The organism is Sinorhizobium garamanticum (assembly GCF_029892065.1).
In the GTDB taxonomy this organism is placed as follows: domain Bacteria; phylum Pseudomonadota; class Alphaproteobacteria; order Rhizobiales; family Rhizobiaceae; genus Sinorhizobium; species Sinorhizobium garamanticum.
Window position 1 is genome coordinate 2669764 of the sequence record NZ_CP120373.1, and the last position, 25023, is coordinate 2694786.

At 62.1% G+C, this 25023-nt stretch carries 21 protein-coding genes and 1 other RNA gene; 11 read left to right on the forward strand and 11 right to left on the reverse strand.

Annotated elements, in window-relative coordinates:
* Nucleotides 1–55: 55 nt before the first annotated feature.
* The 3 genes from PZN02_RS12390 to PZN02_RS12400 all read right to left on the reverse strand — a co-directional run bounded on the left by PZN02_RS12390 (nucleotide 56) and on the right by PZN02_RS12400 (nucleotide 3672).
* Entirely contained in the window at nucleotides 56–1705 is a 1650-nt protein-coding gene (locus PZN02_RS12390; RefSeq protein ID WP_280658286.1) for a thiamine pyrophosphate-binding protein, read from the reverse strand.
* Nucleotides 1706–1768: 63 nt separating this feature from the next.
* Nucleotides 1769–2722, reverse strand: a complete 954-nt coding sequence (locus tag PZN02_RS12395) for a DMT family transporter (protein ID WP_280658287.1) — start codon at nucleotides 2720–2722, stop codon at nucleotides 1769–1771.
* 14 nt (nucleotides 2723–2736) lie between these two features.
* Entirely contained in the window at nucleotides 2737–3672 is a 936-nt protein-coding gene (locus PZN02_RS12400) for an alpha/beta hydrolase (protein ID WP_280658288.1), read from the reverse strand.
* Between the two features lie 279 nt (nucleotides 3673–3951).
* Here PZN02_RS12400 and PZN02_RS12405 point away from each other — a divergent pair, with 279 nt between their 5' ends.
* From PZN02_RS12405 to metF, 4 genes are all read left to right on the forward strand, one after another.
* Nucleotides 3952–4725, forward strand: a complete 774-nt coding sequence (locus PZN02_RS12405; RefSeq protein ID WP_280658289.1) for a ribonuclease T2 — start codon at nucleotides 3952–3954, stop codon at nucleotides 4723–4725.
* Nucleotides 4726–4842: 117 nt separating this feature from the next.
* Nucleotides 4843–6492 carry an energy-dependent translational throttle protein EttA gene (ettA, locus tag PZN02_RS12410; protein ID WP_280658290.1) on the forward strand — a complete coding sequence of 550 codons (1650 nt, stop codon included), beginning with the start codon at nucleotides 4843–4845 and terminating at the stop codon, nucleotides 6490–6492.
* 394 nt (nucleotides 6493–6886) lie between these two features.
* Nucleotides 6887–7909: an ArsR/SmtB family transcription factor gene (locus tag PZN02_RS12415; RefSeq protein ID WP_280658291.1), complete on the forward strand. Its 1023-nt coding sequence runs from the start codon at nucleotides 6887–6889 to the stop codon at nucleotides 7907–7909.
* Nucleotides 7910–7911: 2 nt separating this feature from the next.
* Complete coding sequence (gene metF / locus PZN02_RS12420; RefSeq protein ID WP_280658292.1) at nucleotides 7912–8847, forward strand: methylenetetrahydrofolate reductase [NAD(P)H]; 936 nt, start codon at nucleotides 7912–7914, stop codon at nucleotides 8845–8847.
* Nucleotides 8848–9351: 504 nt separating this feature from the next.
* Here metF and PZN02_RS12425 read toward each other — a convergent pair.
* The 5 genes from PZN02_RS12425 to PZN02_RS12445 form a co-directional block, all read right to left on the reverse strand.
* A complete protein-coding gene (locus PZN02_RS12425; RefSeq protein ID WP_280658293.1) occupies nucleotides 9352–10290 on the reverse strand; it encodes a DMT family transporter in 939 nt (312 codons plus the stop codon).
* Between the two features lie 235 nt (nucleotides 10291–10525).
* A complete protein-coding gene (locus PZN02_RS12430) occupies nucleotides 10526–11740 on the reverse strand; it encodes a lytic murein transglycosylase (protein WP_280661477.1) in 1215 nt (404 codons plus the stop codon).
* 241 nt (nucleotides 11741–11981) lie between these two features.
* Nucleotides 11982–12767: a glycoside hydrolase family 25 protein gene (locus PZN02_RS12435; RefSeq protein ID WP_280658294.1), complete on the reverse strand. Its 786-nt coding sequence runs from the start codon at nucleotides 12765–12767 to the stop codon at nucleotides 11982–11984.
* Nucleotides 12768–12966: 199 nt separating this feature from the next.
* Nucleotides 12967–13641: a class I SAM-dependent methyltransferase gene (locus PZN02_RS12440; RefSeq protein WP_280658295.1), complete on the reverse strand. Its 675-nt coding sequence runs from the start codon at nucleotides 13639–13641 to the stop codon at nucleotides 12967–12969.
* Nucleotides 13638–14888 (reverse strand): BtaA family protein, encoded by a 1251-nt coding sequence (locus PZN02_RS12445; RefSeq protein ID WP_280658296.1) that lies wholly within the window; start codon nucleotides 14886–14888, stop codon nucleotides 13638–13640. The genes PZN02_RS12440 and PZN02_RS12445 overlap by 4 nt, the downstream gene beginning before the upstream one ends.
* 178 nt (nucleotides 14889–15066) lie before the next feature.
* Here PZN02_RS12445 and PZN02_RS12450 point away from each other — a divergent pair, with 178 nt between their 5' ends.
* Nucleotides 15067–16434: a serine hydrolase domain-containing protein gene (locus PZN02_RS12450; RefSeq protein WP_280658297.1), complete on the forward strand. Its 1368-nt coding sequence runs from the start codon at nucleotides 15067–15069 to the stop codon at nucleotides 16432–16434.
* A gap of 49 nt (nucleotides 16435–16483) precedes the next feature.
* Here the strand turns inward: PZN02_RS12450 and PZN02_RS12455 are convergent, their stop codons facing one another.
* From PZN02_RS12455 to PZN02_RS12465, 3 genes are all read right to left on the reverse strand, one after another.
* Nucleotides 16484–17494 (reverse strand): lytic transglycosylase domain-containing protein, encoded by a 1011-nt coding sequence (locus tag PZN02_RS12455; RefSeq protein WP_280658298.1) that lies wholly within the window; start codon nucleotides 17492–17494, stop codon nucleotides 16484–16486.
* Nucleotides 17495–17610: 116 nt separating this feature from the next.
* Nucleotides 17611–18246, reverse strand: coding sequence for a LysE family translocator (locus tag PZN02_RS12460; RefSeq protein ID WP_280658299.1), 636 nt, complete (start codon nucleotides 18244–18246; stop codon nucleotides 17611–17613).
* A gap of 203 nt (nucleotides 18247–18449) precedes the next feature.
* Entirely contained in the window at nucleotides 18450–19664 is a 1215-nt protein-coding gene (locus PZN02_RS12465; protein WP_280658300.1) for a pyrophosphate--fructose-6-phosphate 1-phosphotransferase, read from the reverse strand.
* A 323-nt stretch (nucleotides 19665–19987) separates the two neighbouring features.
* Here PZN02_RS12465 and PZN02_RS12470 point away from each other — a divergent pair, with 323 nt between their 5' ends.
* The 6 genes from PZN02_RS12470 to mraZ all read left to right on the forward strand — a co-directional run bounded on the left by PZN02_RS12470 (nucleotide 19988) and on the right by mraZ (nucleotide 25012).
* A complete protein-coding gene (locus tag PZN02_RS12470) occupies nucleotides 19988–20692 on the forward strand; it encodes a J domain-containing protein (protein WP_280658301.1) in 705 nt (234 codons plus the stop codon).
* The gene (locus PZN02_RS12475) at nucleotides 20689–21453 is read left to right on the forward strand and encodes an N-acetylmuramoyl-L-alanine amidase (protein ID WP_280658302.1); all 765 of its coding nucleotides are present in this window, start codon (nucleotides 20689–20691) and stop codon (nucleotides 21451–21453) included. Before PZN02_RS12470 ends, PZN02_RS12475 begins: the two co-directional genes overlap by 4 nt.
* Before the next feature lie 228 nt (nucleotides 21454–21681).
* Nucleotides 21682–22215, forward strand: a complete 534-nt coding sequence (locus PZN02_RS12480; RefSeq protein WP_280661478.1) for a lytic transglycosylase domain-containing protein — start codon at nucleotides 21682–21684, stop codon at nucleotides 22213–22215.
* A 279-nt stretch (nucleotides 22216–22494) separates the two neighbouring features.
* On the forward strand, nucleotides 22495–23682 hold the full coding sequence (locus tag PZN02_RS12485) for an NAD(P)/FAD-dependent oxidoreductase (protein ID WP_280658303.1): 1188 nt from the start codon (nucleotides 22495–22497) through the stop codon (nucleotides 23680–23682).
* Nucleotides 23683–23757: 75 nt separating this feature from the next.
* An RNA gene (gene rnpB / locus PZN02_RS12490) (RNase P RNA component class A) lies at nucleotides 23758–24156 on the forward strand.
* A 415-nt stretch (nucleotides 24157–24571) separates the two neighbouring features.
* Nucleotides 24572–25012 (forward strand): division/cell wall cluster transcriptional repressor MraZ, encoded by a 441-nt coding sequence (mraZ, locus tag PZN02_RS12495; protein ID WP_280658304.1) that lies wholly within the window; start codon nucleotides 24572–24574, stop codon nucleotides 25010–25012.
* Nucleotides 25013–25023: the final 11 nt, after the last annotated feature.

Consider the following 25023-nt stretch of genomic DNA (forward strand, 5'->3'; position numbering starts at 1 on the left):
GACCGGTTTGGCGCCCGCCAGGTGCAAGGCGCCAGGGTTCGGCTCTTGTCTCCCCTCAACCGTTGCGAATTTCGCTGAGCGTTCGCGTGGGCGTGATCGCTTCCGGGTCGAGCTTGATTTCGATGATGGCCGGCTTGCCGCTGGCGCGGGCTCTGAGGAACGCATCCGCGAATTCTTCGGTCCGCACCACGGTTTCGCCGTGGCCGCCATAGGCGCGTGCAAGTGCTGCAAAATCCGGGTTGGTGAGGTCCGTGGCGCTGACGCGGCCGGGATATTCGCGCTCCTGGTGCATGCGGATCGTGCCGTAGATGCCATTGTTGATGACGAGCACGATGATCGGTAGCTGATAGCGGATGGCGGTCGCGAACTCCTGCCCGTGCATGAGGAAGCAGCCGTCGCCGGCAAAGCAGACGACTTCCCGCTCCGGGTGGAGTTGCTTGGCCGCGACGGCCGCCGGCAGGCCATAACCCATCGAGCCTGAAGCGGGAGCTGCCTGGGTTCCATAACGGCGGAAGCGGTGGAAGCGGTGCAGCCAGGTGGCGTAGTTGCCGGCGCCGTTGGTAAAGATCGTGTCGGGCGCGGTATTCGCCTCGATCCAGTTCATGATCGGCCCCATCTGTACGTCGCCGGGCCCCTTCTCGGGCGGCGTCGACCATTTGAGATAGGCTTCATGCATCGCGGCGGTGCGAGCGGACCAAGCGGGTTCGCCGCCCGCAGGCCTGACGTCATCGAGTGCCGCCACGAAATCGCGCGGGCTTGCGGCGATCGCCAGATCCGGGCGGTAGACGCGGCCGAGTTCCGCGGGATCGGGATGGACATGGACCAGCGTCTGCCTGGGGTAGGGGACGTCGAGCAGCGTGTAGCTGGAAGAGGGCATCTCGGAAAAACGGCCTCCGACGAGCAGAACGAGGTCGGCCTCCTTGATTTCCTTCGCCAGCGCGGGGTTGATGCCGATGCCGACATCGCCGGCGTAGACCGGATTCACGTGATCGAAGAGCATCTGGCGGCGGAAGGAGCAGCCGACCGGCAGCCTCCAGCGCTCCGCGAAACGCCGGAACGCGGCCACGCTTTCGGCAGACCAGCGCGTACCGCCAAGGATGGCGATCGGTCGCTCGGCCGCGGCAAGCAGTTCCTCGAACCGGGCGATCTGGCTCGGGCCCGGATGGCTCTCGACCGGCTGGTAGGCACGGGCCAGAGGGGCCTCGGTGCTCTCCGTCAGCATGTCCTCGGGAAGTGTCAGCACCACCGGGCCGGGCCGGCCGGAGGTCGCCACGGCAAAGGCGCGGGTCACGAATTCGGGGATGCGCGCCGGATCGTCGATTTCCCCCACCCATTTCGCAACCTCGGTAAAGGCGCGGCGATACTCGATCTCCTGGAAGGCCTCGCGCTCGCGCGCTTCGCGCTGCACCTGGCCGATGAAGAGGATCATCGGGATCGAATCCTGTCTGGCGACATGAAGGCCGGCGGAGGCGTTGGTGGCGCCTGGGCCGCGGGTCACCATGCAGACGCCCGGCTCGCCTGTGAGCCGTCCCCAGCAATCCGCCATCATTGCCGCGCCGCCTTCCTGGCGGCAGACGATGACGTCGATGTCGGTGTCGTGGAGCGCATCCAGTACGGCAAGATAGCTTTCTCCCGGCACGCACGAGATGCGCTTGACGCCGTTTGCGACCAGCGCCTCGACAATCAGTTGACCACCCGTTTTCATCCACACACCTCCCAATGCCATTTCATTCTATCCGCTTGCGGATTTGTTCATTTTACGGACGCCTCAGATCGCCGGCGAGACCGGTGCGATGCTTGCCGTCTTCTCGACATTGCGCTCGCGCCAGATAATATAGAGACCCGAGCCGATGATGATCGCGATGCCCAGCCACTTCAGTGCGTCCGGCAGATCGCCGAAGACGAGCCAGCCGAAGATCGTCGCCGAGACGATTTCGAGATATTGCAGCGGCGCGAGAACCGAGGCCGGGGCGGCGCGATAGGCATAGACACCAAGCACGCCCGAGATCGTCGCGCTGACGCCGACGCCGAGTAGATAGAGCCAGGCGTTGCCCTCCGGCCAGACGGGATCGAACACGCTCGAGCCGCTGCCCTCACCGAGCGAGAGCAGGACGAAGCAGAAGAGGCCGCCCCAGATGCCCGCGTGGAACTGCATCGACCAGGGGTCCTCGTTCTGCGCAACCATGCGCGTGACGAGCAGAAAGACGGCGAGCCCGAAGGCGGAGACAATCGGGAGAAGCGCGATCAAGCCTACCTCCTGCATGCTCGGCTGGATGACGAGCAGCGCACCGAAGAATCCGACGGCGCAGGCGGTGTAGCGCCGCCAGCCGATCGTTTCCTTGAGGAAGATGCTGCCGAGAATCGTGAGGATGATCGGCTCGACGAAGAAGATGGCGATCGCGTCGGCCACTTCCATCACCTTCAGCGTGGTGATGAAGGAGAGCATGGTCAGCACCAGAAGCCCGCCGCGCAGTGCATGCAGCGCGCTCTTGCGCCAGGTGAGATCGAAGAGGGTGCGGCGGATAAGCACGACCGGCAGGATGAAGACGACCTGCAGCAGGAAGCGGACGGCGGTGATCTCGGCCGACGGAACCGTGGCGATCGCAAGCTTGGAGAAAATGTCGATCAGCGGCGAAATCAGAACGGCGATGACCATCAGCGTCAGGCCATAGGAAACGCGGTCGTGAGCGGCAGCGATTTTGGGCAGGGAGAGGTCGGTCATGGTCTTCCGTCTCGTCAGCGCTTCCTATCGACCGCCTTCTGGCACCAGGCGGCGAAGTCTTCGATTGCCTTCTCGCGGCCGATCTCGTTGAGCGTCTCGTGGCGCATGCCGTCATGGATGGTAACGGTCACGTCGGTCATGCCGCGTGCCTTCATTCGCCCGGCGAGCCAGCGAATGGCGGCGCCGTTGGATGTCGAAGGATCGGCGCTGCCACCGACCAGATGGACCGGCAGATTGGCGGGCAACCGCGCCAGCCGGTCCACACGGGCGCCGGCGAAGGCGAATTTGAACACGTCGATCCAAAGTGAAACCGTCGCATCGAAACCGCAGAGAGGATCGGCCACATATTTGGCGACTTCGCTTTCGTCGCGCGACAGCCAGTCGAAATCGGTCTTCCGATCGGCAATCGCCTTGCTCCATGCGCCGAAGGTGAGCTTCGTCAGCAGCGGACTCGGCACGTCCGAACCTTTCAGCATCCTCTCGATCGCCAGTATCGCCTGGCCGCCTCGGCCGGCAATGCCGGGGCGGAAATTGGAGTTCCAGACGGCGAGCGCGTCATAAAGCTCGGGATCGGTTTCTGCGGCGTTGAGCGCGATGAGGCCGCCCATCGAATGGCCGAAGAGGATAATCGGCAGCCCTGGATGGCCGGCGGCGGCCACGTCGCGCATCGCCCGCACGTCCGCTATGACCTTCGCCGCCCCGTCGCGGTGTGCGAAGGTCGCCAGCGGGGCATCCGGCGCCCGGCTTGCGCCATGGCCGCGATGGTCATGCGCATAGACGTGGAAGCCACGTTTCGCCATCGCCTCGGCGAAGCGCGCGTAGCGGCCGGAATGCTCGGCAAGCCCATGGCTGACGATGAGAATGCCCCGCGGCTCGATCGAGGCGGCGAAGTGCCGCCAGCCGAGCGCAGCACCCGTCGGGCTTTGATGCGTCCTCACCTGCCCGAACATGCCATGCCCCCGGAACAATCGTCAGACTCTCGCGTGCGGGTTGCCAACGGAGCGTCCGTTGCGCGAACCGGAAACACTTTCCAGCGGAAAATGCGCTTCTCAGCGGAAAATGCACTCCGGCCGATATCAAATCGATTTGCGCCGCAAAGGCAATCGCTGCTTGTTGCTTGTTGCGCATGAGGTCACAACGAATCCGGAAATGAAGATTAGGGGTTGCAATTTTCGCGCTTTTGTCGATATTTGTTCTCGTTTTGTTTTCCTGTTGGAGGCTATTTGAAAATGCGGGCGAGGGTGAAAACGAATCTTGCGAGAGTTGCAACGCTCATTCTGGGGCTGGGACTATCCTCCTTTGCTGTAGCCGAGGAAGTGTCGACGGACGAAGCGACGGGCGTGGCAAGCTCCGGCAAGACGCAATATGTGCTGGCGGTCAGCTGGCAGCCGGGATTTTGCGAAACGCGGCCGAACCGCAACGAATGCGCGGACCAGACGGCAGACCGCTATGATGCTACGCACTTTTCGCTTCATGGCCTCTGGCCGCTGAAGAAAAGCTATTGCGGCGTCGAGGCGGAGCTCAAGGCGCGCGATCGGAAGGGCGATTGGCTGGAGTTGCCGAAGCTTGCCATGTCCGACGAGACCGCTGCGCGTCTGCTTGTCGCCATGCCGGGCGTCAAATCAGGCCTCGATCGCCACCAATGGCTCCAGAGCGGCACGTGCCAGACGGCAAAGGCCGAGGATTACTTCAAGCAGCAACTGCGTCTTCTCGACGAACTGAACTCGTCCCCCGTGCAGACCCTCTTTGCCGACAAACTTGGTTCGGAGATCGGCGAAAGTGAGATCAAGCAGGCTTTTGACCGGAGCTTCGGCGCCGGTGCTGGTGACCGGGTGCGCATGCGTTGCCAGACGGTCAACGGCCGCAGCGTCATCACCGGCCTCACCATCGGACTTTCCGGGGATCTCGCAGGCAAGGACGACCTTAAAAGCCTGATCCAGGCGGCCGGGACGACCGAGTTCAAGTGCGCCAAAGGGATCGCCGACGCTGCCGGGCGCAGCTGATCCGCGACGGTTCTTGCCGGAAGGGATTGGCGTGGGCAGGCCCTTGGCGGATTGCCCCGCCACCATAATTCGCCTACATAGCGGGCAAATTTCCCTTCCGATGCGGAGCATTCCCTTATGGCACGTCAGTTCATCTATCACATGGCCGGGCTCAACAAGGCCTATGGCAACAAGAAGGTCCTGGAGAACATCCATCTTTCGTTCTACCCGGACGCGAAGATCGGTATTCTCGGCCCCAACGGCGCCGGTAAGTCGACGGTCCTTAGGATCATGGCGGGCCTCGACCATGAATATACCGGCGAAGCCTGGGTCGCCGAGGGCGCAACCGTCGGCTTTCTGCAGCAGGAACCGCAGCTCAATCCCGCAAAGACCGTGCTCGAGAACGTCATGGAAGGCGTTGCCACCAAGAAGGCGATCCTCGATCGCTACAACGAGCTGATGATGAACTATTCCGACGAGACGGCGGAAGAGGGTGCCAAGCTCCAGGACATCATCGACAGCCAGAACCTCTGGGATCTCGACAGCCAGGTGGAAATGGCGATGGACGCGCTGCGCTGCCCGCCGAGTGACGCGGACGTCAACAATCTGTCGGGCGGTGAGAAGCGCCGTGTGGCACTTTGCAAGCTGCTGCTGTCGCAGCCCGATCTTCTGTTGCTCGACGAACCGACCAACCATCTCGACGCCGAGACGATCGCCTGGCTCGAGAAGCATCTGCGTGAATATCCCGGCGCCGTGCTGATGGTCACCCACGACCGTTACTTCCTCGACAACGTCACCGGCTGGATCCTCGAGCTCGACCGCGGCCGCGGCATTCCTTACGAGGGCAATTATTCCGCTTATCTGCAGGCGAAGGCCAAGCGCATGGCGCAAGAAGGACGCGAGGAGGCTACCCGCCAGAAGGCCATCAGCCGCGAGCAGGAGTGGATCGCCGCGAGCCCGAAAGCCCGACAGGCGAAGTCCAAGGCGCGTGTCCGCGCCTATGACGAACTGGTCAAGGCAGCCGCCGACCGGCGTCCCGGCGACGCCCAGATCATCATTCCCGTCGGCGAGCGCTTGGGTCAGGTGGTTATCGAGGCGGAGAATATTTCCAAGGGCTATGACGACCAACTGCTGATCGACGGCCTGAGCTTCAAGCTGCCGCCCGGCGGCATCGTCGGCGTCATCGGTCCGAACGGCGCCGGCAAGACGACGCTATTCCGTATGATCACCGGCCAGGAGCAGCCGAACGATGGTTCGTTCCGGATCGGTGACAGCGTGCAACTCGCCTATGTCGACCAGAGCCGCGACGCGCTCGACCCCAACAAGACCGTCTGGGAGGAGATCTCCGGCGGCAGCGACATCATCAAGCTCGGCAAGCACGAGGTCAACTCGCGCGCCTATTGCTCGTCCTTCAATTTCAAGGGCGGCGATCAGCAGCAGAAGGTAGGCACGCTTTCGGGCGGCCAGCGCAACCGCGTGCACCTCGCGAAGATGTTGAAGTCCGGCGGCAACGTGGTCCTGCTCGACGAACCGACGAACGACCTCGATACCGAAACGCTTGCGGCACTCGAGGACGCGCTCGAAAACTTCGCCGGTTGCGCGGTCATCATCAGCCACGACCGCATGTTCCTCGACCGTCTGGCAACCCATATCCTTGCCTTCGAGGGCGACAGCCATGTCGAGTGGTTCGAAGGCAACTTCGAGGATTACGAAAAGGACAAGATCCGCCGCCTCGGCCCGGATTCGGTCAACCCGAAGCGCGTGACCTACAAGCGTCTGACGCGTTAATGCATGTCGCCCAAAAGTGTGCAGCAGTTTTGGGACAACGACATGCATAAGAATTAGGAACTAAAGCGCGTCGCATGAGATTGCCGAACACGACGGCTTTAGTCGGTGGCGGCTTTGGGGGGCGAAGCGTCCAAAGTCATAAGTTCGAGAGCTCCGCGCATCCAAATGGACGCGCGGAGCTGTATCACTTTGAATTGCCGCATGATTTTGTCCTTAAATCGGTATCGATTTAAGGAATCATGCAGTAGGGCTATCTTTGGACGGGCGGATCACAGGGTCCGCCCGTCTCCTTATCCTGTCTTCGCCGCGTCATTCGATTGTCTTTGCGCGCAAATTCGCTTGCGCACGCCTCGCAAATTACATAAACATATCTTTATGTGTTGATGAGGAGACGATGGTGAGCCGAGGAACGCTTGGGTTGGACGCGTTGGTGGACGTGCTGAAGGCGGCGGGTGAGCCGACGCGGATGCGCCTCCTCGCGCTGCTTTCCGCGGGCGACCTCACGGTGACCGATCTTACCGAAATTCTCGGACAATCGCAGCCTCGTATCTCCCGGCATCTGAAGCTGCTTGCCGAAGTGGCGCTCATTGATCGCTACCAGGAAGGGGCCTGGGCCTATTTCCGCCTGCGGCAGGAGGGGGGGCGCGTCGCGCTGGTGCGTGAGCTGCTCGCGGCGGCTGCGGCCGAAGACGCCATTCTGGCCAGGGATGCCACGCGGCTTGCCATCCTGAAACGGCAGCGTGCCGAGAAGGCGCAGGCCTATTTCAGCCGCAATGCCGCCGAATGGGATGAACTGAGACGGCTGCATATCAGCGAAGGCGATGTCGAAGCCACGTTGAAGGAGATGGTCGGGGAGGAGCCGGTCGAAAGCCTGCTCGATCTCGGCACGGGCACCGGTCGCATCCTGCAACTTTTCGAGGGCATCTACCGGCGCGGCATCGGCGTCGACGCCAGCCGCGACATGCTTGCCGTGGCGCGCTCCAACCTCGATAAGGCCGGGATCACGAAAGCTTCCATCCGCCACGGCGATATCTTCAACCTGCCGCTCGACGGGCAGGCTTTCGATCTCGTGACGATCCATCAGGTGCTGCATTTCCTGGAGGAGCCGGAAGCGGCGATTGCCGAGGCCGCGCGCATGCTCGCACCCGGAGGCCGGCTCGTCATCATCGATTTCGCACCGCATGGGCTCGAATATCTGCGTAACGAGCATGCCCATGCACGCCTCGGCTTCTCCCATCAGGCGATGGCCGATTGGCTGCAGAAGGCTGGCCTCGCGCTCGAGAAAACAACCGACCTCGCGCCGGAAGGCGCGGACGAGGGCAAACTGACAGTGACGATCTGGCTGGCGCGCGATCAGCGCGTCGCCGATCACATCGCCGATATGCCGCGTCAGCGCGTTCAGGCAGGGGGAGTTTGAGAATGGCGACACGCACGCTTTATCCGGCCGAGCGCGGTAATCTCCGGCTGTCATTCGAGTATTTTCCTCCGAAGACCGACGAGATGGAGGTGCAGCTCTTCCAGACGGTCGCCGATCTCTCCGTATTCAACCCGGCCTTCGTCACCATGACCTATGGCGCCGGCGGCTCGACGAAGGCCCGTTCGCTGACGGCGGTCAGGCGCATGATCGGGGAGATGGGCCTTGGAAACACCGCGGCGCATCTGACCTGCGTCGGCGCCCCGAAAGCCGAAGTCGATGCGGTGATCGAGGAGTTCCTGGCCTTCGGCGTCCGGCATTTCGTGGCGCTCCGGGGCGACCCGCAGGGCGGCATCGGCAGCGCCTATCAACCGTTTCCGGGCGGTTATGAAAACGCCGCTGCCCTAGTGAAGGCCCTGCGCGCCCGTGGCGACTTCGAAATCTCGGTTTCGGCCTATCCGGAAAAGCACCCGGAGAGCCCGGATGTCGATGCCGACATCGACATGCTGAAGCGCAAGGTCGACAACGGCGCGACGCGGGCGATCACCCAGTTCTTCTTCGATAACGATGATTTCGAGCGCTATCTGGAGCGCGTGCGAAGGGCCGGCATCCAGGTTCCGATCGTGCCGGGGATCCTGCCGATCAACAATCTCGCTCAGGTGCAGAGGTTCGCCGGATTGTGTGGTGCGCGGATTCCCGAGGCGGTCATTTCGCGGCTCGCCCATCTTGAAGATCAGCCCGCGGAGCGGTTCAAGGAAGCGACCCATATCGCCGCCGAACAGATTGTCGACCTCGCCCGGCGCGGCGTGCGCGATTTCCACCTCTACACGATGAACCGCTCGCCGCTTGTCACCGCCGTTTGCGATCTTGTCGGTTACGCGCGTGTGCCGGCGCAGGAGGCTGCTGTCGAGCGTCCGATGAGGGCGGTGGCGAGCGCGTAGACGTCGCCGTTCGGAAGCCAGGTTTCTGGCAACGATAAAGCCCATGAACGGATCGGCGTTCATGGGCTTTGGTTTTTATCGCAGCCTGTTGACCGGGTACTCTCTGAGTGGCCTGCCTACAAATCTTGCTGCAAATGGCTTTTCCGGAAATTTAAGTCCTTGTCTCGGTTTGGACTTTCAGCGGCCCTGCTCAGACAAAAAGCATTACGGCCACGAATGCGAACGCTGCACTGATCATGAGGACATTCAACGAATGTGTAAGTCCCATAAGCTGATCCTCCCTGCGTTGACCGGTAAAACATAGGGCGAAAAAACGGCGCATGAAAGCGAAACTTGTGCTGCGCTGCGAAAGACAGAATGTCAAAAAACGTCGTTCACAGGCATAAGTGTCGGAAATTGTTTGATATTTTCCACTGCCACATTTTTTTCACAATTGCTTCGCGCTGATTAATGTAACCGTTTGTAATGCTCCGTGAGCCTCGCCGAAGCCATTTTGATTCGGTTTCAGGTCGAATATCGAAGCCTCAGGATGCGTCCGTCGAGGACCGCGAGGCCGGCTGCGATGAGCGCCATGCCGGCGATATCCGCCGCTTGCAGTGTCTCGCCGAGAAAGAGATAGCCAAGCAGTATGGCGCTCGGCGGCACGAGCAGCGTGACGAGCGAAGCGTTGGTCGCACCGGCCTCCGCCATGATCCGGAAATAGAGAATGTAACCGTAGGCGGTGGAGACAAGGGCGAGGCCAAGGATCGCGAACACGGCGGTCATCGGCGGCGCGGGCAGCATCCAGGGCGTATCGGCGAGGGCCGCGATCGGCAACATCATCAGTGTCGATGCCGTCAATTGTCCGGCTGCCGTCACCGGCGGCGCCAGACTGCGGAAGCGCTTACCGTAGGTTGCCGCCAGTCCGTAGCTGACGGCAGCCAGCACCGGCAGGACGAGCGCCCAAAGCGGGATCGTTGTGGAGTTGCCGACAAGGCCCGCAAGCGCACTCGGCCCTATGAGCACGACGGTGCCTGCCAAGCCCAGCAGGCAACCGCTGATCTTGGCGGCGCTCAGCTTCTCGTCGTCTGTTGCCATGTTGGCGATCAGCACGGTCCAGATCGGGGTTGTCGCGTTCAGGATTGCGGCGAGCCCTGCGCCGATATGGGTCTGGCCGAGGAAGATGAAAGCGTGCGGAATGGCGTTGTTGATCAATCCCATCAACAGGAATTCGGGCCAGCGTTCCTTGAGCGCCGGATAGATGCCGTAGCGGCCGCGGATGTAGATGTGGAGAGCAAGCGCCGCGAGGCCGAGACGCAGGAGAACCAGCGTGAAGGGCGGCACATGGGCAACGGCAACCCGCGCGAAGAAGAAGGAGCCACCCCAGATAAGTCCGAGCAGGGTCAGGAGCGCCCAATTGCGCATCGTCATCTGTGTGTTAATCGCTTTTGCCGGTGAACTCATGGTCGTGCCCGTGCCAATCTGCAAGTTATGCGCAAGCCCTAATACAGAGAAGCGGGCGTTGCCACCCGCTTCTTGCTTGGTTCGAATGTTTTCATGCCCGTCACGGTCGTCCAGTGACGAGCGCAATTCTAAAGCGCCATGCGTCTTTTCAGACGCATAAAGGTCGCTGTAGCGCTTTGAATTGCTGCATGTTTTTGTCCTTGAATCGGGTCCGATCAAGGAAACATGCAGTGGATCAGAGCGCGCCGAGGAGTTCCGGCGTTGCCCAGCCGTCGGCGGGCACTCCGAGCTTCAGCTGCTCCTTCTGCAATGCGGTGCGCGTGCCGGAACCGAGAATGCCGTCGATCTTGCCGACATCGTGGCCAAGCGCCTGGAGTCGTGTCTGCAGCGCCTTCATCTCGACGTCGCCGAGGCCCGGCTCGGGATTGCCGGCCTGATAGGGCGGGGCACCGGCAAGGCGGGTCGCGAAATAGGCGGCGGAGGTCGTGTAGATGAACGACTGGTTCCACTCGAGATAGATCTTGAAATTCGGATAGGTCAGGAAGGCAACGCCCTTGCGACCCTGCGGCAGCACAAGCGATGCCTCAAGCGCGCTGTTGGCGGTGTTGCCGTCACGCGGCGCGACGCCGAGCGCGAACCAGTCGCCCGCCGTCATGCCGGATTGCAGCCCGGTCTTCTCCCAGGGCAGGTTCTCCGGAACGCTGACTTCCTGGATCCAGGGCTGGCCGGCCTTGAAGCCGAGACTCTGGATGAACTTTGCCGCCGTGAGAATGGCGTCGGGTGAGCTCTTCTTGAGATTGACGTGGCCGTCGCCGTCGCCGTCGACGCCATAGGCGATGATGTCTTCCGGCAGCATCTGCACCTGGCCGATCTCGCCGGCCCATGCGCCGCTTGTCGTCGCCGGGTCGAGGTCGCCGTGCTGCACCATTTCGATCGCAGCAACGAGCTGCGGCCGGAACATTTCCGGGCGGCGGCAATCATGTGCCAGCGTCACCAGCGCGTTGCGCGTGTTGAAGTCGCCCTGGACCGCGCCGAAATCCGTCTCCATCGCCCAGAAGGCAGTGATGACCGGCGCCGGCACGCCGAATTCGCTTTCCGCCCGCGCGAAGACGTCGGCATATTCCCTCATCTTCTGCGCGCCGATATCGAGCCGCGCCTTGCTGACGGTGCGCTTGGAAAACTCGGTGAACGTCTGCTTGAACACGCCTTGGGCGCGGTCGCGGCTCAGCACCTTCTTGTCGGTTGCGGCGCCGGCGAGCGCACGGTCGGCGACATCGGCAGGAACACCCTTGGCAACGGCCTCGGCCTTGACGCCCTCGAGGAACGCGGCGAGATCACCGCCGCAGGCCACGCGTGGCGTCGTTTGCGGTTGGGTTTGCGCCAGTGCCGACGTGCCGGCGAGCGCCAGCAGTCCGAGGGTGAGAAGAGCTTTGCGGGCTGTGCCAGTCATCATAATTCCTTTCCGTCGCCGCGCGGCCCCAAAGGCCGGCGAGCGTGCAATCTGTCTCACGCCTGTTTCTCAGACCCGCATCGATTTGAGAAAACAGGCAGCCATTTGAAATGCCCCCAGCGACCTTCATGCGTCTGAGAGACGCCGGCGCCGTAAGGAGTCTGCCGAAGCTCTCTCAGAGCATTATGACCGAATGAAGAAACGCGGGGTTTGTGCGAGCAATCTGAACGACTATTCCCGTCTATCCGCCACGGGAAACCGCCGCGACCCACTTCTGCCAGTTTCTCGCGGAGCCGGCGAAGGCATTGATGTCCGTGCTTCCCTGGATGCCGGGGATTACACCGGTGCTGGTGTATTGCCAGAAGGCCCAGCGGCGCTCGACATAGACCTCGCCCGGATGCTTGGCGGTGGAGCGCACCCAGAAGTGATAGTCCTTGAATTGGTCGACGAGATTGTCGCGATGGAAGTCGACGGACGTATAGATGATCGGCCGCTTGCCGTAATGCGCCTCAAGCCGGTCCATGAAGCGCTTCATCTCGGCGCGCACGGTCGCAGGCGAGGGGCGATAGCGGCAGGTCTTCGACTCGCCGTTCCATTCGACATCGAGCACGGGCGGCAGATAGACGGCGCTCTTCGGCACATTGGCGATGAACCAGTCCGCCTGGGCGTCGGCGGTGGAGCAGAAGTAATAGAAATGGTAGGGCGCATAGGGAATTCCGGCGGCGCGCGCCTGCTGCCAGTATTCGTTGAAGCGCGTGTCGATCCTGTCCTTGCCCTCCGTCGCCTTGATGAAGGCGAAGGAGACGCCTGAATTCTTGACCCGCGCCCAGTCGATGTCGCCGTTCCACTTGGAAACGTCGATGCCGTGGATGTTGTGACGATGCGGCGCGCGACCGCCGAAATCCTGCGGGTCCGTATCGTGGAACCGCGGTGATATCGACGCGGTCTGGACCAGGTCGTAGTCAGTGGAGGTGCAGGCGGAAAGGAGGGTTGCAACAGGCAGCAAAGCCAGGAGAAGCCGGCGCATGGGGTTCCCGTTTCGAGACAATCGACGATCCTGCCTCACGCGATGGCTTCCATGATGATGATTTTCCCCTCGGAGGCGTGCCCCATTTTCACCATATCATCGTAAAAATTGAGTTAGCTCAAGCGGGAATTGTGACGGGACGAACGGCTCCGTGTCGCCGGCGCGAGCGCTTGCCTCGCCGGCGATGCATCGAGTGTTATCAGACCCCGTTCCGGTCCGGGCGGCGGTAGACGGCCAGCCAGGCATATCCTCGGCCGATCGACTTCAATTCGAGCGTCGCCCCGTTTCTCTCGGCCTTCTCGCGCATGACCTCGAAAAGCGTCTCGCGCGGCGTCACGTGAAAGCGTTTCAGCCACGCCTGGAGCAGGCGGCGGAAGCCGCCGGGCCATCCCTCCTGCTGGCCGAAGTCGGCAATGTGAAGCGAACCGCCCGGATTGAGCGCGGCGATCGCGGCGTCGAGCGATCTCTGCCATTCGGGAATCATCGACAGCGCATAGGAGATGACGATCCGGTCGAAACCTGGCAGGTCGAAAGCGGCGGGTGTGAAATTCGTCGCATCGGCGACGCGCAAAGTTACGTCCGACCGGCCCTGTCGCTGAAGTTTTGTTCGCGCGGTGGCGAGCATTTCTGCTGAAATATCGAGACCGAACAGGCGGGTATCCGGATAGAGCTCACCGATCATCGCGAGGTTGCGGCCAGTGCCGCAGCCGACCTCGAGCACGGAGGCGCCTGGCCGCGGATTGAGCTCCCGAATCAGCGTGTCGCGCCCGAAGAGATAATATTTCCGCGTAAAATCATAGATGTACCGCTGATAGCGGTACATCTGGTCCATGAGGCGGGCGTGATTGTTTTCCAAGGGCTGAGCGGCGCTCATGCTTTCTTCCGGTAGACGTGGAAGCCGCCGTAGATGGCAGAACGGTCCTCGGCGCCGAGCTTTACGGACGCTTCGGCATCGTAGTGCCACTGGTCGAGCAGTGCCGCGGAAACGCGGCCCGGCAGGATGCTTGCTTCCGCGGCCGTGCGGAAGATCACCATGGCGCCGGCATCCGCGGTGCGCGTGATCTCCGTCCAAAGGTCGTTCAACTGCCGATCGGTCATCCAGTCCTGCGCGTCGAGCAGGACGTAACGATCGACGGACGAAGCCACCTTGCGGGCAAGCAACTCGGTAACGCTTGCGTGGTGGACCTCGACGCGGTCCGCATGGGTGCGGATCGCTTCGTGGTTCTCGGCCTGCAGATAGGCCGGCAGTTCACCTTCGTGGGGCTGCGGATAGCGTCGCGCGAAAGCCTGCCAGGCGAAATAGTTCTCGCGAAGCGGGAAATGGCAGGTGAGCTTCTCAAGACGCTGGCGCAGCACCGCGGCAAGCGATTTCTCCGCGCTCAGGCTCGCGAGCTCATCGAACTGCTGCGGCGGGATGCCGAGGCCGAATAGCGAGCTTTTGCGGCTGGTGATCCAGCGGATGACCGGACGGTCGAACAGCGGCGCGAGCTTGTCGTCAAAGAACTGGCGTTGTTCGCGCATCGAGCGCGCCTGGACAAATTCCTCCGGGTTGATGCCGTGGAGCCGGGCGAGCAGATGACTGGCGGCAATGAAACGGCCGAGAAGGCCGGTACGATAGATGTTGCGGCCGAAGACGCCGATGCGGCGGCGTCCGCCGAGCGCACGGCCGTTCCAGTAGGTGCGTGTCGCCGCGTCGAGGTTCGGAGCGAGGAAGAGGTCGAAGGCCTGCACGTTCGACCGCGTGCCGGTTTCGCCGAGAAACCGCACGACATCCTTGTGGCTCGGCAGGTGGCGGAAGGCCGCGAGTTTCAGCCGGTTCAGTGCGATGTGGTGTGGATTGAGATCGACGACATCGATATGGGCAGGGCCGGCGGACAGGTAGGTCAGCATGTTGCAGCCGCCGGAACCGATCGTCACGATTCGGTGTCCGGGTCGGATCTGCATTGCCGCCATGTCGACGATCGGGTCTTCCCAGATCTGCGGATAGACGAGCCCCGAGAAGAGCATGCCGAACAGGCGTTCAGAGAGGCCTGCAAGCGAGAGGGCCTTGTGCTGTAGCAGCGCGCTTTTGAGCTTCGGATTCTTCCTGCTGAAGCCGGCATCGGGGGCTAGTTCTTTCATCTTTGCCTGCCATCCAATTGAAACTTAGCCGCTTCTAAAGTGACTCCGCTACACTTTGATGACGGGGTTTCGCACAGGCGCGAGCTTCCCAAGGGGCTTTTCCTTTCGCTGGAATCCTGTTTCTCTCGCGAGTGCCGCACGGCGGAGACGTGGCGGTGCAGCAGCCAGGAGGGCGCGCATGAAACGTTTGCTGAAGACGATCGCGGGGGTGGTGGTCGTCGGTCTTGCGAGCATCGGCGGCTGGCTGGCGCTGTTTCCGCCGGAGCTTCTGAAGGTCGGCGACGGCTACGCCGCCAAGATCGTCTGCTCCAATGTCTTCCTTGCCAAACGCGATCCGCAAGCCGTTCTTGCGGAAGACGTGCAGGCGCCCGGCCATCCGCTCTTGAAGTTCGTCCGCGTCTCGGTCGATCGGGAAAAAGAGCGCGTGACGGCGCGGATATTCGGCTTTGCCGCTCCTGGCCGTGCGATCCACAGGCCAGGATTTGGTTGCTCCAACGTTGACGATAGCGGCGCGCAGGCGCTTGCGGGTTCGGCACGGGAGGCGAAGGCCGAGCCAGGAGCATCCCGGGCGCACGATGCGGCCATCGGCTGGCCTGACGGCAGCAAGGCCGACATCGATCCGGCGATTCAAGGCGTCGTCGAGGATGCCGGTCTGGCGGGTCCCGGCATACGCGCGATCGCCGTCGTGCGGGATGGCCGGTTGGTGGCGGAGACCTATGGTCCCGGGTTTGATCGGGACACGCCGCTGCTTGGCTGGTCGATGACGAAATCGGTAACTGCGGCGCTGATCGGCCTGCGGATCGGTGAGGGGAAGATGGATATCGGTCGCAGCGACCTGCTGCCCGTCTGGAGCGGTGATGATCGGTCGCGGATCAAGCTCGCCGATCTCCTGGCGATGCAGAGCGGGCTCGCGTTCAACGAGGACTATGGCGACGTCACCGATGTGACGCGCATGCTCTATCTCGAAAGCGACATGGGCGGCTTCGTAGCGTCAAAGCAGCTGGAAACGCAGCCGGGTGCAAAATTCCGCTATTCGAGCGGCACCAGCAATCTTCTGTCGCAGCTGTGGATGCGGACGTTCGACGATCCGGCAGAAGCGCTCGCTTATCCGCGCAAGGCGCTCTTCGCCCCGCTCGGCATGACGAGCGCCGTGATGGAAACGGACGCGAGCGGCACCTTCGTCGGTTCCTCTTACATGTATGCGACGGCGCAGGACTGGGCGCGCTTCGCACAGTTTCTGCTGGATGATGGAAGCTGGAAGGGCAGGCGGATATTGCCTGAGGGCTACGTCACCTTCATGCGCACGCCATCGGCGGCATCCGGCGGCGATTATGGCTCCGGCCAAGTGTGGCTGCAGGAAAACGGCATTCGCGCCGGCACGGGCAACTTCCCACCGGATACCTTCTGGATGCTCGGGCACGACGGACAGGCGATCATGCTCGTTCCCTCGCTGCGGCTGGCTGTCGTCCGCCTAGGCCTCACGCCATCGCGCACCGGCTACGACGTGCAGAAGCTGAACGCGAAAATAATAGAGGCGCTCGATTGAGCGCCTCGGATGTCAAAGCCACATTACTTGCCGGACGGTGCCGCGAGGCCTACCGCATGTCGAGCGTGTCGAGCAGGCCTTTGCGCTTGGCGTGATAATAGTAGCCGCTGGCGTAGAGCCTCACCGCGCCGTCATGCTGGTTGTCGGCCACCATCCAGGCGCCGCGGAGGTACTTGGTCGCGTATTTGAGATTGGTTTCCGCGTCGAACAGGCCCTCGGCCGGTCCTTCATAACCGAGCCCCTTGGCGGTGTTGTAGCGGATCTGCATCAGGCCGTAATTGCCCTTGCTGTAGGCGCGGGGATTGTAGTTGCTCTCGCGCTTGACGACCCGGTGCACGAGCTCCAACGGAATACCGTTCAGCTCGGCGTAATATTTGATCAGCCGGTCGAGTTCGGGACGCGAACTGGTCGGCGTCTTGGAAAACTTCATCGAGTCAGGAATGACGCTTGCAACGGCGCCGACGGCCGAGCCGATCATCCCGGTGTTCGGCCGTGCCGTTGGAACGATCATCCGCTTGGCGACCAGCGTTTCGAGGCCGACCGGTTCGCCCGTGTCGAAATCCGATTCCATGGCGGCGGCGACCCCTAGAAAGGGCACGGCCGCGGGCTCGGCGCCGGCCGGCTTATCTGCAAGCTCGGCGGTCGAGGGGAGTGCCGTACCGGCTGGTGCTGCCATCGCCACCTCGAATGCCTGGCCCGGTTTGGCCACGGGAACTGCGACTCGCTGCGGCGCCGCAAAGGCCAATGTCGTATCCGTTGCTGGGGTGACGCCCGTCGCCATTTCCATCGTGGCCGGCAGCGTTGCCGTCGTCGTGGCGGCGACTGGGATCGCCTGTGCTGCGAGCGCGCTCGAAGCGGTGGTTGCCGCCCCGTCCGGTGTCGGCAGGGCATAGGCCGTCATTTCCGTCCCGGGCTTCGCGATGGGGGTGACTGTCTGCACGGCGGTCAGTTCTTCAAGCGACGTATGCTCGACCGTGGAACACCCCGAGACAATGGCCACCGATGCCAGGGCAGCGGCAGTAAATGCCCGTTTTGAAAGGGGGATACGGAATATAGCCATCGTGTCACTTTCGTGCTTCTGGGCCCCGTAGCCCCTGCAAATCAGTGGATGCCAACCACCGCGCTTGAATCTCCATTAACCCATGCCGCCGGTTGCGGCAAGCACGGGGGAGATTTTCACGACGCCGCCCGTTTCAGACCGGCCGTCAGCAGGCCAGCACCGATCAGCAGCGAGCCACCGGTGCGGTTGACCACGCGGCGAATATTCGGCTTTCGGATCGTGTTTCGGGCGGCCGAGGCGAGAAAGGCATAGAGCGCTGCATTGAGTGTCGCGAGGATGAGGAAAGTCGCCTCGAAAATCGCCATCTGGGCAAAAAGCGGTCGCGACAAATCGAGGAACTGCGGCAGGAAGGCGACGAAGAAGATGATGCTCTTCGGATTGAGCGCGGTGACGGCATAGGCGTGCAGGAAGATGCGCCACGGCCTTTCGGCCGAGGCTCTTCCGTCGGCATCCTGACCCTCGCCGCCGACCGGTGCCTTCCAGAGCTTGATGCCGAGCCAGACGAGGTAAGCGGCGCCGACCCATTTCAATACGGTGAAGATGGCGGCCGACGTGGCGAGCAAGGCGCCGAGACCGAGCATCGAGGCGGTCATGGCGGTGAAGTCGCCAAGCGCGACGCCAGCGACGGTCGCGCCTGCGGTCTTGCGGCCGTGGCCGAGGGAATAGGATATCACAAGGAGTATGGTGGGGCCGGGGATGGCGAGCAGCACCGCCGAGGCGGCCGCAAAGGCAAACCAGTGTTCGAAGGACATGAAAAGGCTCCACGCTTGAATGGTTTCCCGGAAAGAACAGGGAGGGAGCCATGCAAGCGCGGAGCCGTCAACTGCAATTTCGGGTGCAGCTTAGCGCGGGATGAGGAAAAGTGTGCGCGGTTTTCCGCCCGCATCCCGCGCTAACTTCTTAGAAGCGATCACGTTTATGATTTCAGGTCGATCCGACCTGAAATCATCGTGATCTAGTCCGCCGCCTGCCACTTCTGGCCGATGACGTCCATGACATCGCCGAACCACTTGGTCGACGTGTCGAAATGCTTGCCGCCCTTGATGCGCGGAAACTCGATCGTGCGCAGCTTGCCGCCCTGGTCCTCGTCATGGCCGGTGACGCCCGAGACCTTGTTGAGCGCACTTTCGACCGCGAGATCGACCATGCCCTGGATCAGCCGCAGGTCGTCGCCGTTTGCGGGCGCGGAGCGGGCGTAGTAGCCGGATTTCTGTACCATCGAGCGTTCGGCGCCTAGAAGGGCGGCAAACTGCTTCGAGAACCAGTTGCCGACGTTGATCGTGTCGATCTTCACGTGGCCGAAAGCATCACGCTTGACCGTTTCGCCGGCCGCCTCGCGTTCGGCGACGATCGCGTCGAGGCAGGCGCCTTCGCTGACGAACAGAGTAACGAAGCCGACGCGGTCCATGACCTCGCGCAGGCGCTCCGCCTCGGCCTCGAGATCGAACTTCATCTCCGGCAGGTAGAGGCCGTCGATGTTCTTCAGCTGCGCGTTCATCATGAAGCCGTCGACATATTCGTGGCCTTCGGCCATCTGGATATAGGCGCGCGCGGTTGCCGCCGTCAGCCAGCCGCAATGGCGGCCCATCACTTCGTGGACGACGAGGGTGCGCGGCGCAGCGCTCTGCTCGTTGCTGACATTGTCGAAGAAACGCGCGCCGTATTCGGCTGCCGTCCAGGCGCCGAGCGTCTGGCGGATCGGCACCACGTCGTTGTCGACCGTCTTCGGCAGGCCGACCACCGTCAGGTCGTAGCCGTTCGCACCGAGATAGGCGGCAAGATCGGCGGCAGTCGTGTTGGTGTCGTCACCGCCGATCGTATGCAGGATCGTGATACCGTCCGACGCCAGCCTTTCGGCGGCGACCCGAAGCGGGTTCTGGCCGTCCTTGACGAGCCCGCGCTTCACGCAGTCGGCGGCATTGGTGAGCTTAACGCGGCTGTTGCCGATCGGCGAACCGCCGTGGCGATGGAGGACATGCGCTTTCTCGCGCATGTCCTTGGTGATCTCGATGCGGTCGGCGAGAAGCAGGCCCTGATAACCGGAACGGTAGGCAACGAGCTCGTAGTCGGGCGCGATGTCCGTGTACCGTTCGATCAGGCCGCCGACAGCGGATGAAAGGCAGGGGGCAAGCCCGCCCGCCGTCAGCATTGCGACTTTCTTCTTGGCCATGGTTCCTCCTCGGCGATTCGGCACTGGCAACGGCTCAGCGGAGCCGGTCATGTTCATGATCCTTGCTCATTCAAGGACACCGTGGTCTAGCGCAAATCCGATGGAAGTTAAATGACAGGCCTGTGGATGCTTCAAAAGTTCGGCCGTCAGGTGCTGAATCGTTCGACGCGTATATACTTCGAAATAGGTTGAGATTTACGGCGATATGATTTATTGAGGGGCCATCACAAACTCGTCATCCGTGACGTTTTCCGGCGACCGGCCGCTTGCAATTTGCCACCACATCAGGTCATGCTGCTGGTGGACAGGGAAAAATCGCACATATGTCATTCTGGGACAGCCTGCTGAAAATCGTCACGGCCACGGGCAATGCGCTCGCAGGCGTGGTGGAGGCCGTTCGGACCCTCTTTGAGGGGGATCCGGAAACGCGGCGCAAGGTCGCATTCTCGGTCGCCATGATTGCGCTTTCGGCGAAGATGGCGAAGGCCGACGGCATCGTCACCGAGACCGAGGTTGCCGCCTTCCGCGATATCTTCAAATTTCCCGCGGATCAGGCGCAGAATGTTGCGCGTCTCTACAACCTCGCGCGTCAGGACGTCGCGGGCTACGAGGCCTATGCCGAAAAGATGGCGTCGCTGTGCTCGTCCTGCGAGAAGAACTGCCCGATCCTTGAAGACATCATCGACGGGCTCTTCCACATCGCGAAGTCCGATGGCGCCGTGCATGAGAAGGAACTCGCTTTCCTCATGCGGGTCGCGGAGATCTTCACGATGGACGAGGAGCATTTCCAGCGCATCATGGCGCGCCATGTCCACCTCATGGGTGATCCCTATGAGGTGCTGGGCGTGTCGCCGAAGGACGATTTCGCCAAGATCCGCAGGCGCTATCGCGTGCTCGTGTCCGAGCACCATCCGGACATGCTGGTGGCGCGGGGCGTGCCGGAGGAATTTCATGCGATCGCGAACGATCGCATGGCGGCACTGAACGCAGCCTATGAGGCGATCGAGAAAGAACGCCGCGCCGCATGACAGCGAAGACATGCGATTTTCCCGGTGCGCGCCTGGTGGCGTCGCCCAATTATAGCGAGCGGGCGGGTGGGCGGAGTCCGGATATGATCCTGCTGCACTATACCGGCATGGAGACGGCCGCTTCGGCGCTCGACTGGCTTTGCCGCGAGGAAAGCCAGGTCTCCAGCCACTATTTCGTCCACGAGGACGGCCGCATCGACCAGCTCGTCGCGGAGGAGCGACGCGCCTGGCACGCTGGCAAGAGCTCCTGGAAGGGCGAGACGGATATCAACTCCTGTTCGATCGGCATCGAGATCGCCAATGTCGGCCATCCGGGCGGACTGCCGGACTTCCCTGAAGCACAGATCGAGGCGGTCGTCGAATTGTGTCGGGACTGTGGCCAGCGCTGGTCCATCGCCCCGGAAAGAGTGCTTGCGCATAGCGATGTCGCACCAATTCGCAAGGTCGATCCGGGAGAAAAATTTCCCTGGCATGTGCTGCACGCCAAAGGGGTCGGCCACTGGGTCGAACCGACGCCGGTCAGCGGTGGCCGGTTTTTCCAGCGCGGTGACCGCGGGCAGCCGGTCGAGGCGATCCAGTCGCTCTTGTCGCTTTACGGCTATGGTATTGAAGTAACAGGCGATTTCTGTGAAAAGACGGAAGGCGCGGTGGCCGCATTCCAGCGGCATTTCCGTCAGGCGAGAGTGGACGGAATCGCCGATGTTTCGACCATCGACACGCTTCACCGCCTGCTCTCCGCACTTCCGAATCTCAGCCTTTAGGCGGCGATTTTTGGGGGCGCTAATTTAGCGCGCTCACCACTTTCCTGCACGATTTTCTTGTGTTGCCACATGTTTACCATGATGGCCCCCTCATTTTCCCTGCATCAACTGCAGGGGATGCAGCGCGACCGCGCCGCTCTTTTGTCAATAAAAACGATCGGGAAATTCGGTCGTGGCGGCGGGGTGCGCCGGCGCGAGCGGTTCCCCAGACCGGAGACTTCAAACTACATGAGAATATCGTCTGTTGCTGCGGTGGCGGCATGCTTCGGCATGTTCTTCGCCGGGATGGGTATGTCGTATGCAGGGGATGTCGACAAAACCATCAAGACTTCTGCCCTTCCGTCGGTCACCAGAACCACAGGCTATCCGAAACCGGATCTAAAGCTGACAAACGGTTCTCAGTACACGATTCTCATCCAGTCCTACGCCAAGCAATATGGCGTGCCCGCCGGCCTTGCCCACGCGGTCGTGCAGGTCGAAAGCAACTTCAACCCGAATGCGCGCGGCAGCGCCGGCGAGATCGGCCTGATGCAGATCAAGCCCGCCACCGCCCGCATGATGGGCTACTCCGGTTCCGCCAAGGGCCTCTACGACCCGGCAACCAACATCAAGTTCGGCATGCTGTATCTGGCGAAGGCGCAAGAGCTTTCGGACGGCTCAACCTGCGGCACAATTCTGAAATACAATGCCGGCCACGGCGCCAAGCGCATGAATCCGGTGTCGAAGCGCTATTGCGGCAAGGTTCAGAGCATTCTGAACTAAACGTTCAATCGTTGGTTCCGGGGGGGCGGCTCCGTCCCCGAACCGACACATGACTTGCCTCGGACCGATTTCGATCCGAGGCCTAGCCAGACGCGCAAAGGTCGCTGTAGGGCTTTGAGTTTTCTGCATGATTTTGTCCTTAAGTCGGTTTCGATTTAAGGAATCATGCAGTAGCCGGATAGGTCCCGCGTTCCGGCAAACCGTTAATTCCCGAAGGAATTCGGTGCCATTGCTTTTGCGGCATGTTATCCCCGGCGGAGCGAACGATCGGGGAGTGGCATGTCGGAAAGCTTTGATTTCGTCGTCGTCGGCAAGGGCATGATGGGGGCTGCGGCCGCGCGGCATCTGGCCGTTGCGGGTGCAACCGTCGCGCTCATCGGCCCCGACGAGCCGGAAGACTGGGCCAACCACGGTGGCGTTTTCGCCAGCCACTACGACAATGCCCGCATTACCCGCACGATCGACGAAGATCCGGTATGGGCCCGACTCGCCCGCCGCTCGATCGACCGCTACGCGGAGATTGCCGGCGATAGTGGCATTGACTTCTATGCGGAGGTCGGTTGCCTGATCGCGGCACCGGCGCCGGGCGGCGAATTCGACTATTTGGACAAGGTCGGGCGCGCCCGCGACAGGCTCGGCGTCGAGGCGCCGCTAATTTCTGGCGATGATCTCTTAGAGCGCTTCCCTTGGTTCCGTTTCCCACACGGCTATGGCGGTATCCATGAGGGGCGCGGCGCGGGCCACATTAACCCCCGGGCGCTGGTGCGGGCGCAGACGCTGCTTGCCGAAAGATCGGGTGCGCGGGTCATCCGTTCCGAAGTGATTTCCGTCGATGAGCGTTCGGATCACATCGCCATTGCGACCGCCGACGGCCAAACATTTCGCGCAGGGCGCGTCCTCATCGCGGCCGGCGGCTTCTCGCTGTCGAAGGCGCTGCTGCCCCGGCCGATCGATCTTGTCGTGAAGGCGCGCACTGTGCTTTTCGCCGAGGTTGGTGTCGAAGATCTCGCCGGCTTCGAGGGCATGCCGTCGCTGATTTGCGCGGCTCCGCAGCAGGAGCGAAGCTACTATTTGCTGCCGCCGGTTGCCTATGCGGACGGCAAACACTACATCAAGGTTGGCGGCGACCCGACCGACCGGGTGCTTGCCAGCGAACCGGCGGTGAGGGAATGGTTCCGCGCTGGCGGCAGCAAAGCGGCAGCCGATCATATGCATGACCTGCTGGCCGAAGTGATGCCGGGCTTCCAGCCTGTTTCGACGCATTTTGCGCCATGCGTCACGTCGTTCACGCGGCACGGCTATCCCTATATCGGTTTTGCCAGCGATCGCCTCGCTGTCGTCACCGGCGGTAACGGACAGGCCGCCAAGAGTTCTGACGAGATCGGCCGGCTCGGTGCCGTGCTCGTCTTGAACGGGCACCTCGATGCCCCTGAATACGAGACCGATTTTGCGGTTTCGTACCGCTGACCGATCCGCGCAAGCGAAGATGAAATATTCGATTTCTCTGGCGCTTGCCGTTTCGGTCGGTTAATGACCCCTCTGCCAGTTGGCCGGGCAGCCGCGCCCCGCAAGTGCCGAAAGGCCGCGGGGGGAGGAAAGTCCGGGCTCCACGGAAACACGGTGCCGGATAACGTCCGGCGGGGGCGACCCCAGGGAAAGTGCCACAGAAAGCAAACCGCTTCGCTTCGCGGAGTAAGGGTGAAAGGGTGGGGTAAGAGCCCACCGCGGACATGGCAACATGGACGGCACGGCAAACCCCACCGGGAGCAAGACCGAATAGGGATGACACGGGCGCGCAAGCGTCCAGCCGGTTTCCAGGCGCGTCATCCGGGTGGGTTGCAAGAGGCTGCGCGCAAGCGCAGTCCCAGATGAATGGCTGCCACGTCCCGTTCCTTCGGGGGCGGGGCCATACAGAACCCGGCTTACAGGCCAACTGGCGATTTTTCTTCTCCTGCTGCTCGCAGCCGCATTTCGAGCGGAACCGCCTTTTCTCAAACGAATCAGCAGCCGAAAGTTCCCGCGACCAATGCTGCCGTAGGGCGGTTTCGCGCGGGATTCCAAGGGATTAGGGTCCCGGTCGTAACTCTTTGTTAAACTTAACAACCTATCAATATTTGATCATCCGCGAGGCTTATTACGAGCCTCTCCCATTGACGCCCATATGGTCCCATGTTATCCCATAATGGTACTGCGCAAGGGCCGCGTCGTGGCCCATCATCGCAAAATTCCAAGGTTCCTTCCTCGGAAGGGTCAGGCGGGCATGCTTGTGTCCGGCGGGGATATTTTGCGCGCGCAGGCAGGTGTTCGCGCGGGCCAATGATCGTGGCCCGTCAGTCGGAGGCGGCCGTTTCGCGTCATGAACCGCTTCTTGTCACATGCTACGAACCGGATCGATGCAAAGGGGCGGGTGTCCGTGCCTTCGGCGTTCCGCGCCGTGCTTTCGGATGGGGGCGTCCGGGAGTTATACTGTTTTCAGGACTTCGTTTTTCCGGCGATCAGCGTCGGTGGGCCGGAGCTTCTGGACCGGTTCGAGAAGCAGATGGCGGCAGAGGATCCGTTTTCGGATGCCGCCAACCAGATGTCGCTCCTCGTTCATGGGGGCGGCGTCTTTGTGAAGCTCGACCCGGAGGGCCGGTTGATGGTGACGGATTTCATTCGCGACTTCACCGGCATCTCGACCGACGTGACTTTCGTCGGACGGGGCGATCATTTTCAGCTCTGGGAGCCGCAGGCGTTTACGAGGGCGCAGGCGGAGGCCCGGGAAGGGCGCAAGCAACGGGGGTTGCGTCCGGAATAGAATGGAGAGGC

What these genes read in the sequence shown, in the direction of transcription:
- PZN02_RS12390 (WP_280658286.1), bottom strand. Translation starts at nt 1,705, where the DNA reads ATGAAAACGGGTGGTCAACTGATTGTCGAGGCGCTGGTCGCAAACGGC.
- PZN02_RS12395 (WP_280658287.1), bottom strand. Translation starts at nt 2,722, where the DNA reads ATGACCGACCTCTCCCTGCCCAAAATCGCTGCCGCTCACGACCGCGTT.
- PZN02_RS12400 (WP_280658288.1), bottom strand. Translation starts at nt 3,672, where the DNA reads ATGTTCGGGCAGGTGAGGACGCATCAAAGCCCGACGGGTGCTGCGCTC.
- PZN02_RS12405 (WP_280658289.1), top strand. Translation starts at nt 3,952, where the DNA reads ATGCGGGCGAGGGTGAAAACGAATCTTGCGAGAGTTGCAACGCTCATT.
- ettA (WP_280658290.1), top strand. Translation starts at nt 4,843, where the DNA reads ATGGCACGTCAGTTCATCTATCACATGGCCGGGCTCAACAAGGCCTAT.
- PZN02_RS12415 (WP_280658291.1), top strand. Translation starts at nt 6,887, where the DNA reads ATGGTGAGCCGAGGAACGCTTGGGTTGGACGCGTTGGTGGACGTGCTG.
- metF (WP_280658292.1), top strand. Translation starts at nt 7,912, where the DNA reads ATGGCGACACGCACGCTTTATCCGGCCGAGCGCGGTAATCTCCGGCTG.
- PZN02_RS12425 (WP_280658293.1), bottom strand. Translation starts at nt 10,290, where the DNA reads ATGAGTTCACCGGCAAAAGCGATTAACACACAGATGACGATGCGCAAT.
- PZN02_RS12430 (WP_280661477.1), bottom strand. Translation starts at nt 11,740, where the DNA reads ATGACTGGCACAGCCCGCAAAGCTCTTCTCACCCTCGGACTGCTGGCG.
- PZN02_RS12435 (WP_280658294.1), bottom strand. Translation starts at nt 12,767, where the DNA reads ATGCGCCGGCTTCTCCTGGCTTTGCTGCCTGTTGCAACCCTCCTTTCC.
- PZN02_RS12440 (WP_280658295.1), bottom strand. Translation starts at nt 13,641, where the DNA reads ATGAGCGCCGCTCAGCCCTTGGAAAACAATCACGCCCGCCTCATGGAC.
- PZN02_RS12445 (WP_280658296.1), bottom strand. Translation starts at nt 14,888, where the DNA reads ATGAAAGAACTAGCCCCCGATGCCGGCTTCAGCAGGAAGAATCCGAAG.
- PZN02_RS12450 (WP_280658297.1), top strand. Translation starts at nt 15,067, where the DNA reads ATGAAACGTTTGCTGAAGACGATCGCGGGGGTGGTGGTCGTCGGTCTT.
- PZN02_RS12455 (WP_280658298.1), bottom strand. Translation starts at nt 17,494, where the DNA reads ATGGCTATATTCCGTATCCCCCTTTCAAAACGGGCATTTACTGCCGCT.
- PZN02_RS12460 (WP_280658299.1), bottom strand. Translation starts at nt 18,246, where the DNA reads ATGTCCTTCGAACACTGGTTTGCCTTTGCGGCCGCCTCGGCGGTGCTG.
- PZN02_RS12465 (WP_280658300.1), bottom strand. Translation starts at nt 19,664, where the DNA reads ATGGCCAAGAAGAAAGTCGCAATGCTGACGGCGGGCGGGCTTGCCCCC.
- PZN02_RS12470 (WP_280658301.1), top strand. Translation starts at nt 19,988, where the DNA reads ATGTCATTCTGGGACAGCCTGCTGAAAATCGTCACGGCCACGGGCAAT.
- PZN02_RS12475 (WP_280658302.1), top strand. Translation starts at nt 20,689, where the DNA reads ATGACAGCGAAGACATGCGATTTTCCCGGTGCGCGCCTGGTGGCGTCG.
- PZN02_RS12480 (WP_280661478.1), top strand. Translation starts at nt 21,682, where the DNA reads ATGAGAATATCGTCTGTTGCTGCGGTGGCGGCATGCTTCGGCATGTTC.
- PZN02_RS12485 (WP_280658303.1), top strand. Translation starts at nt 22,495, where the DNA reads ATGTCGGAAAGCTTTGATTTCGTCGTCGTCGGCAAGGGCATGATGGGG.
- mraZ (WP_280658304.1), top strand. Translation starts at nt 24,572, where the DNA reads ATGAACCGCTTCTTGTCACATGCTACGAACCGGATCGATGCAAAGGGG.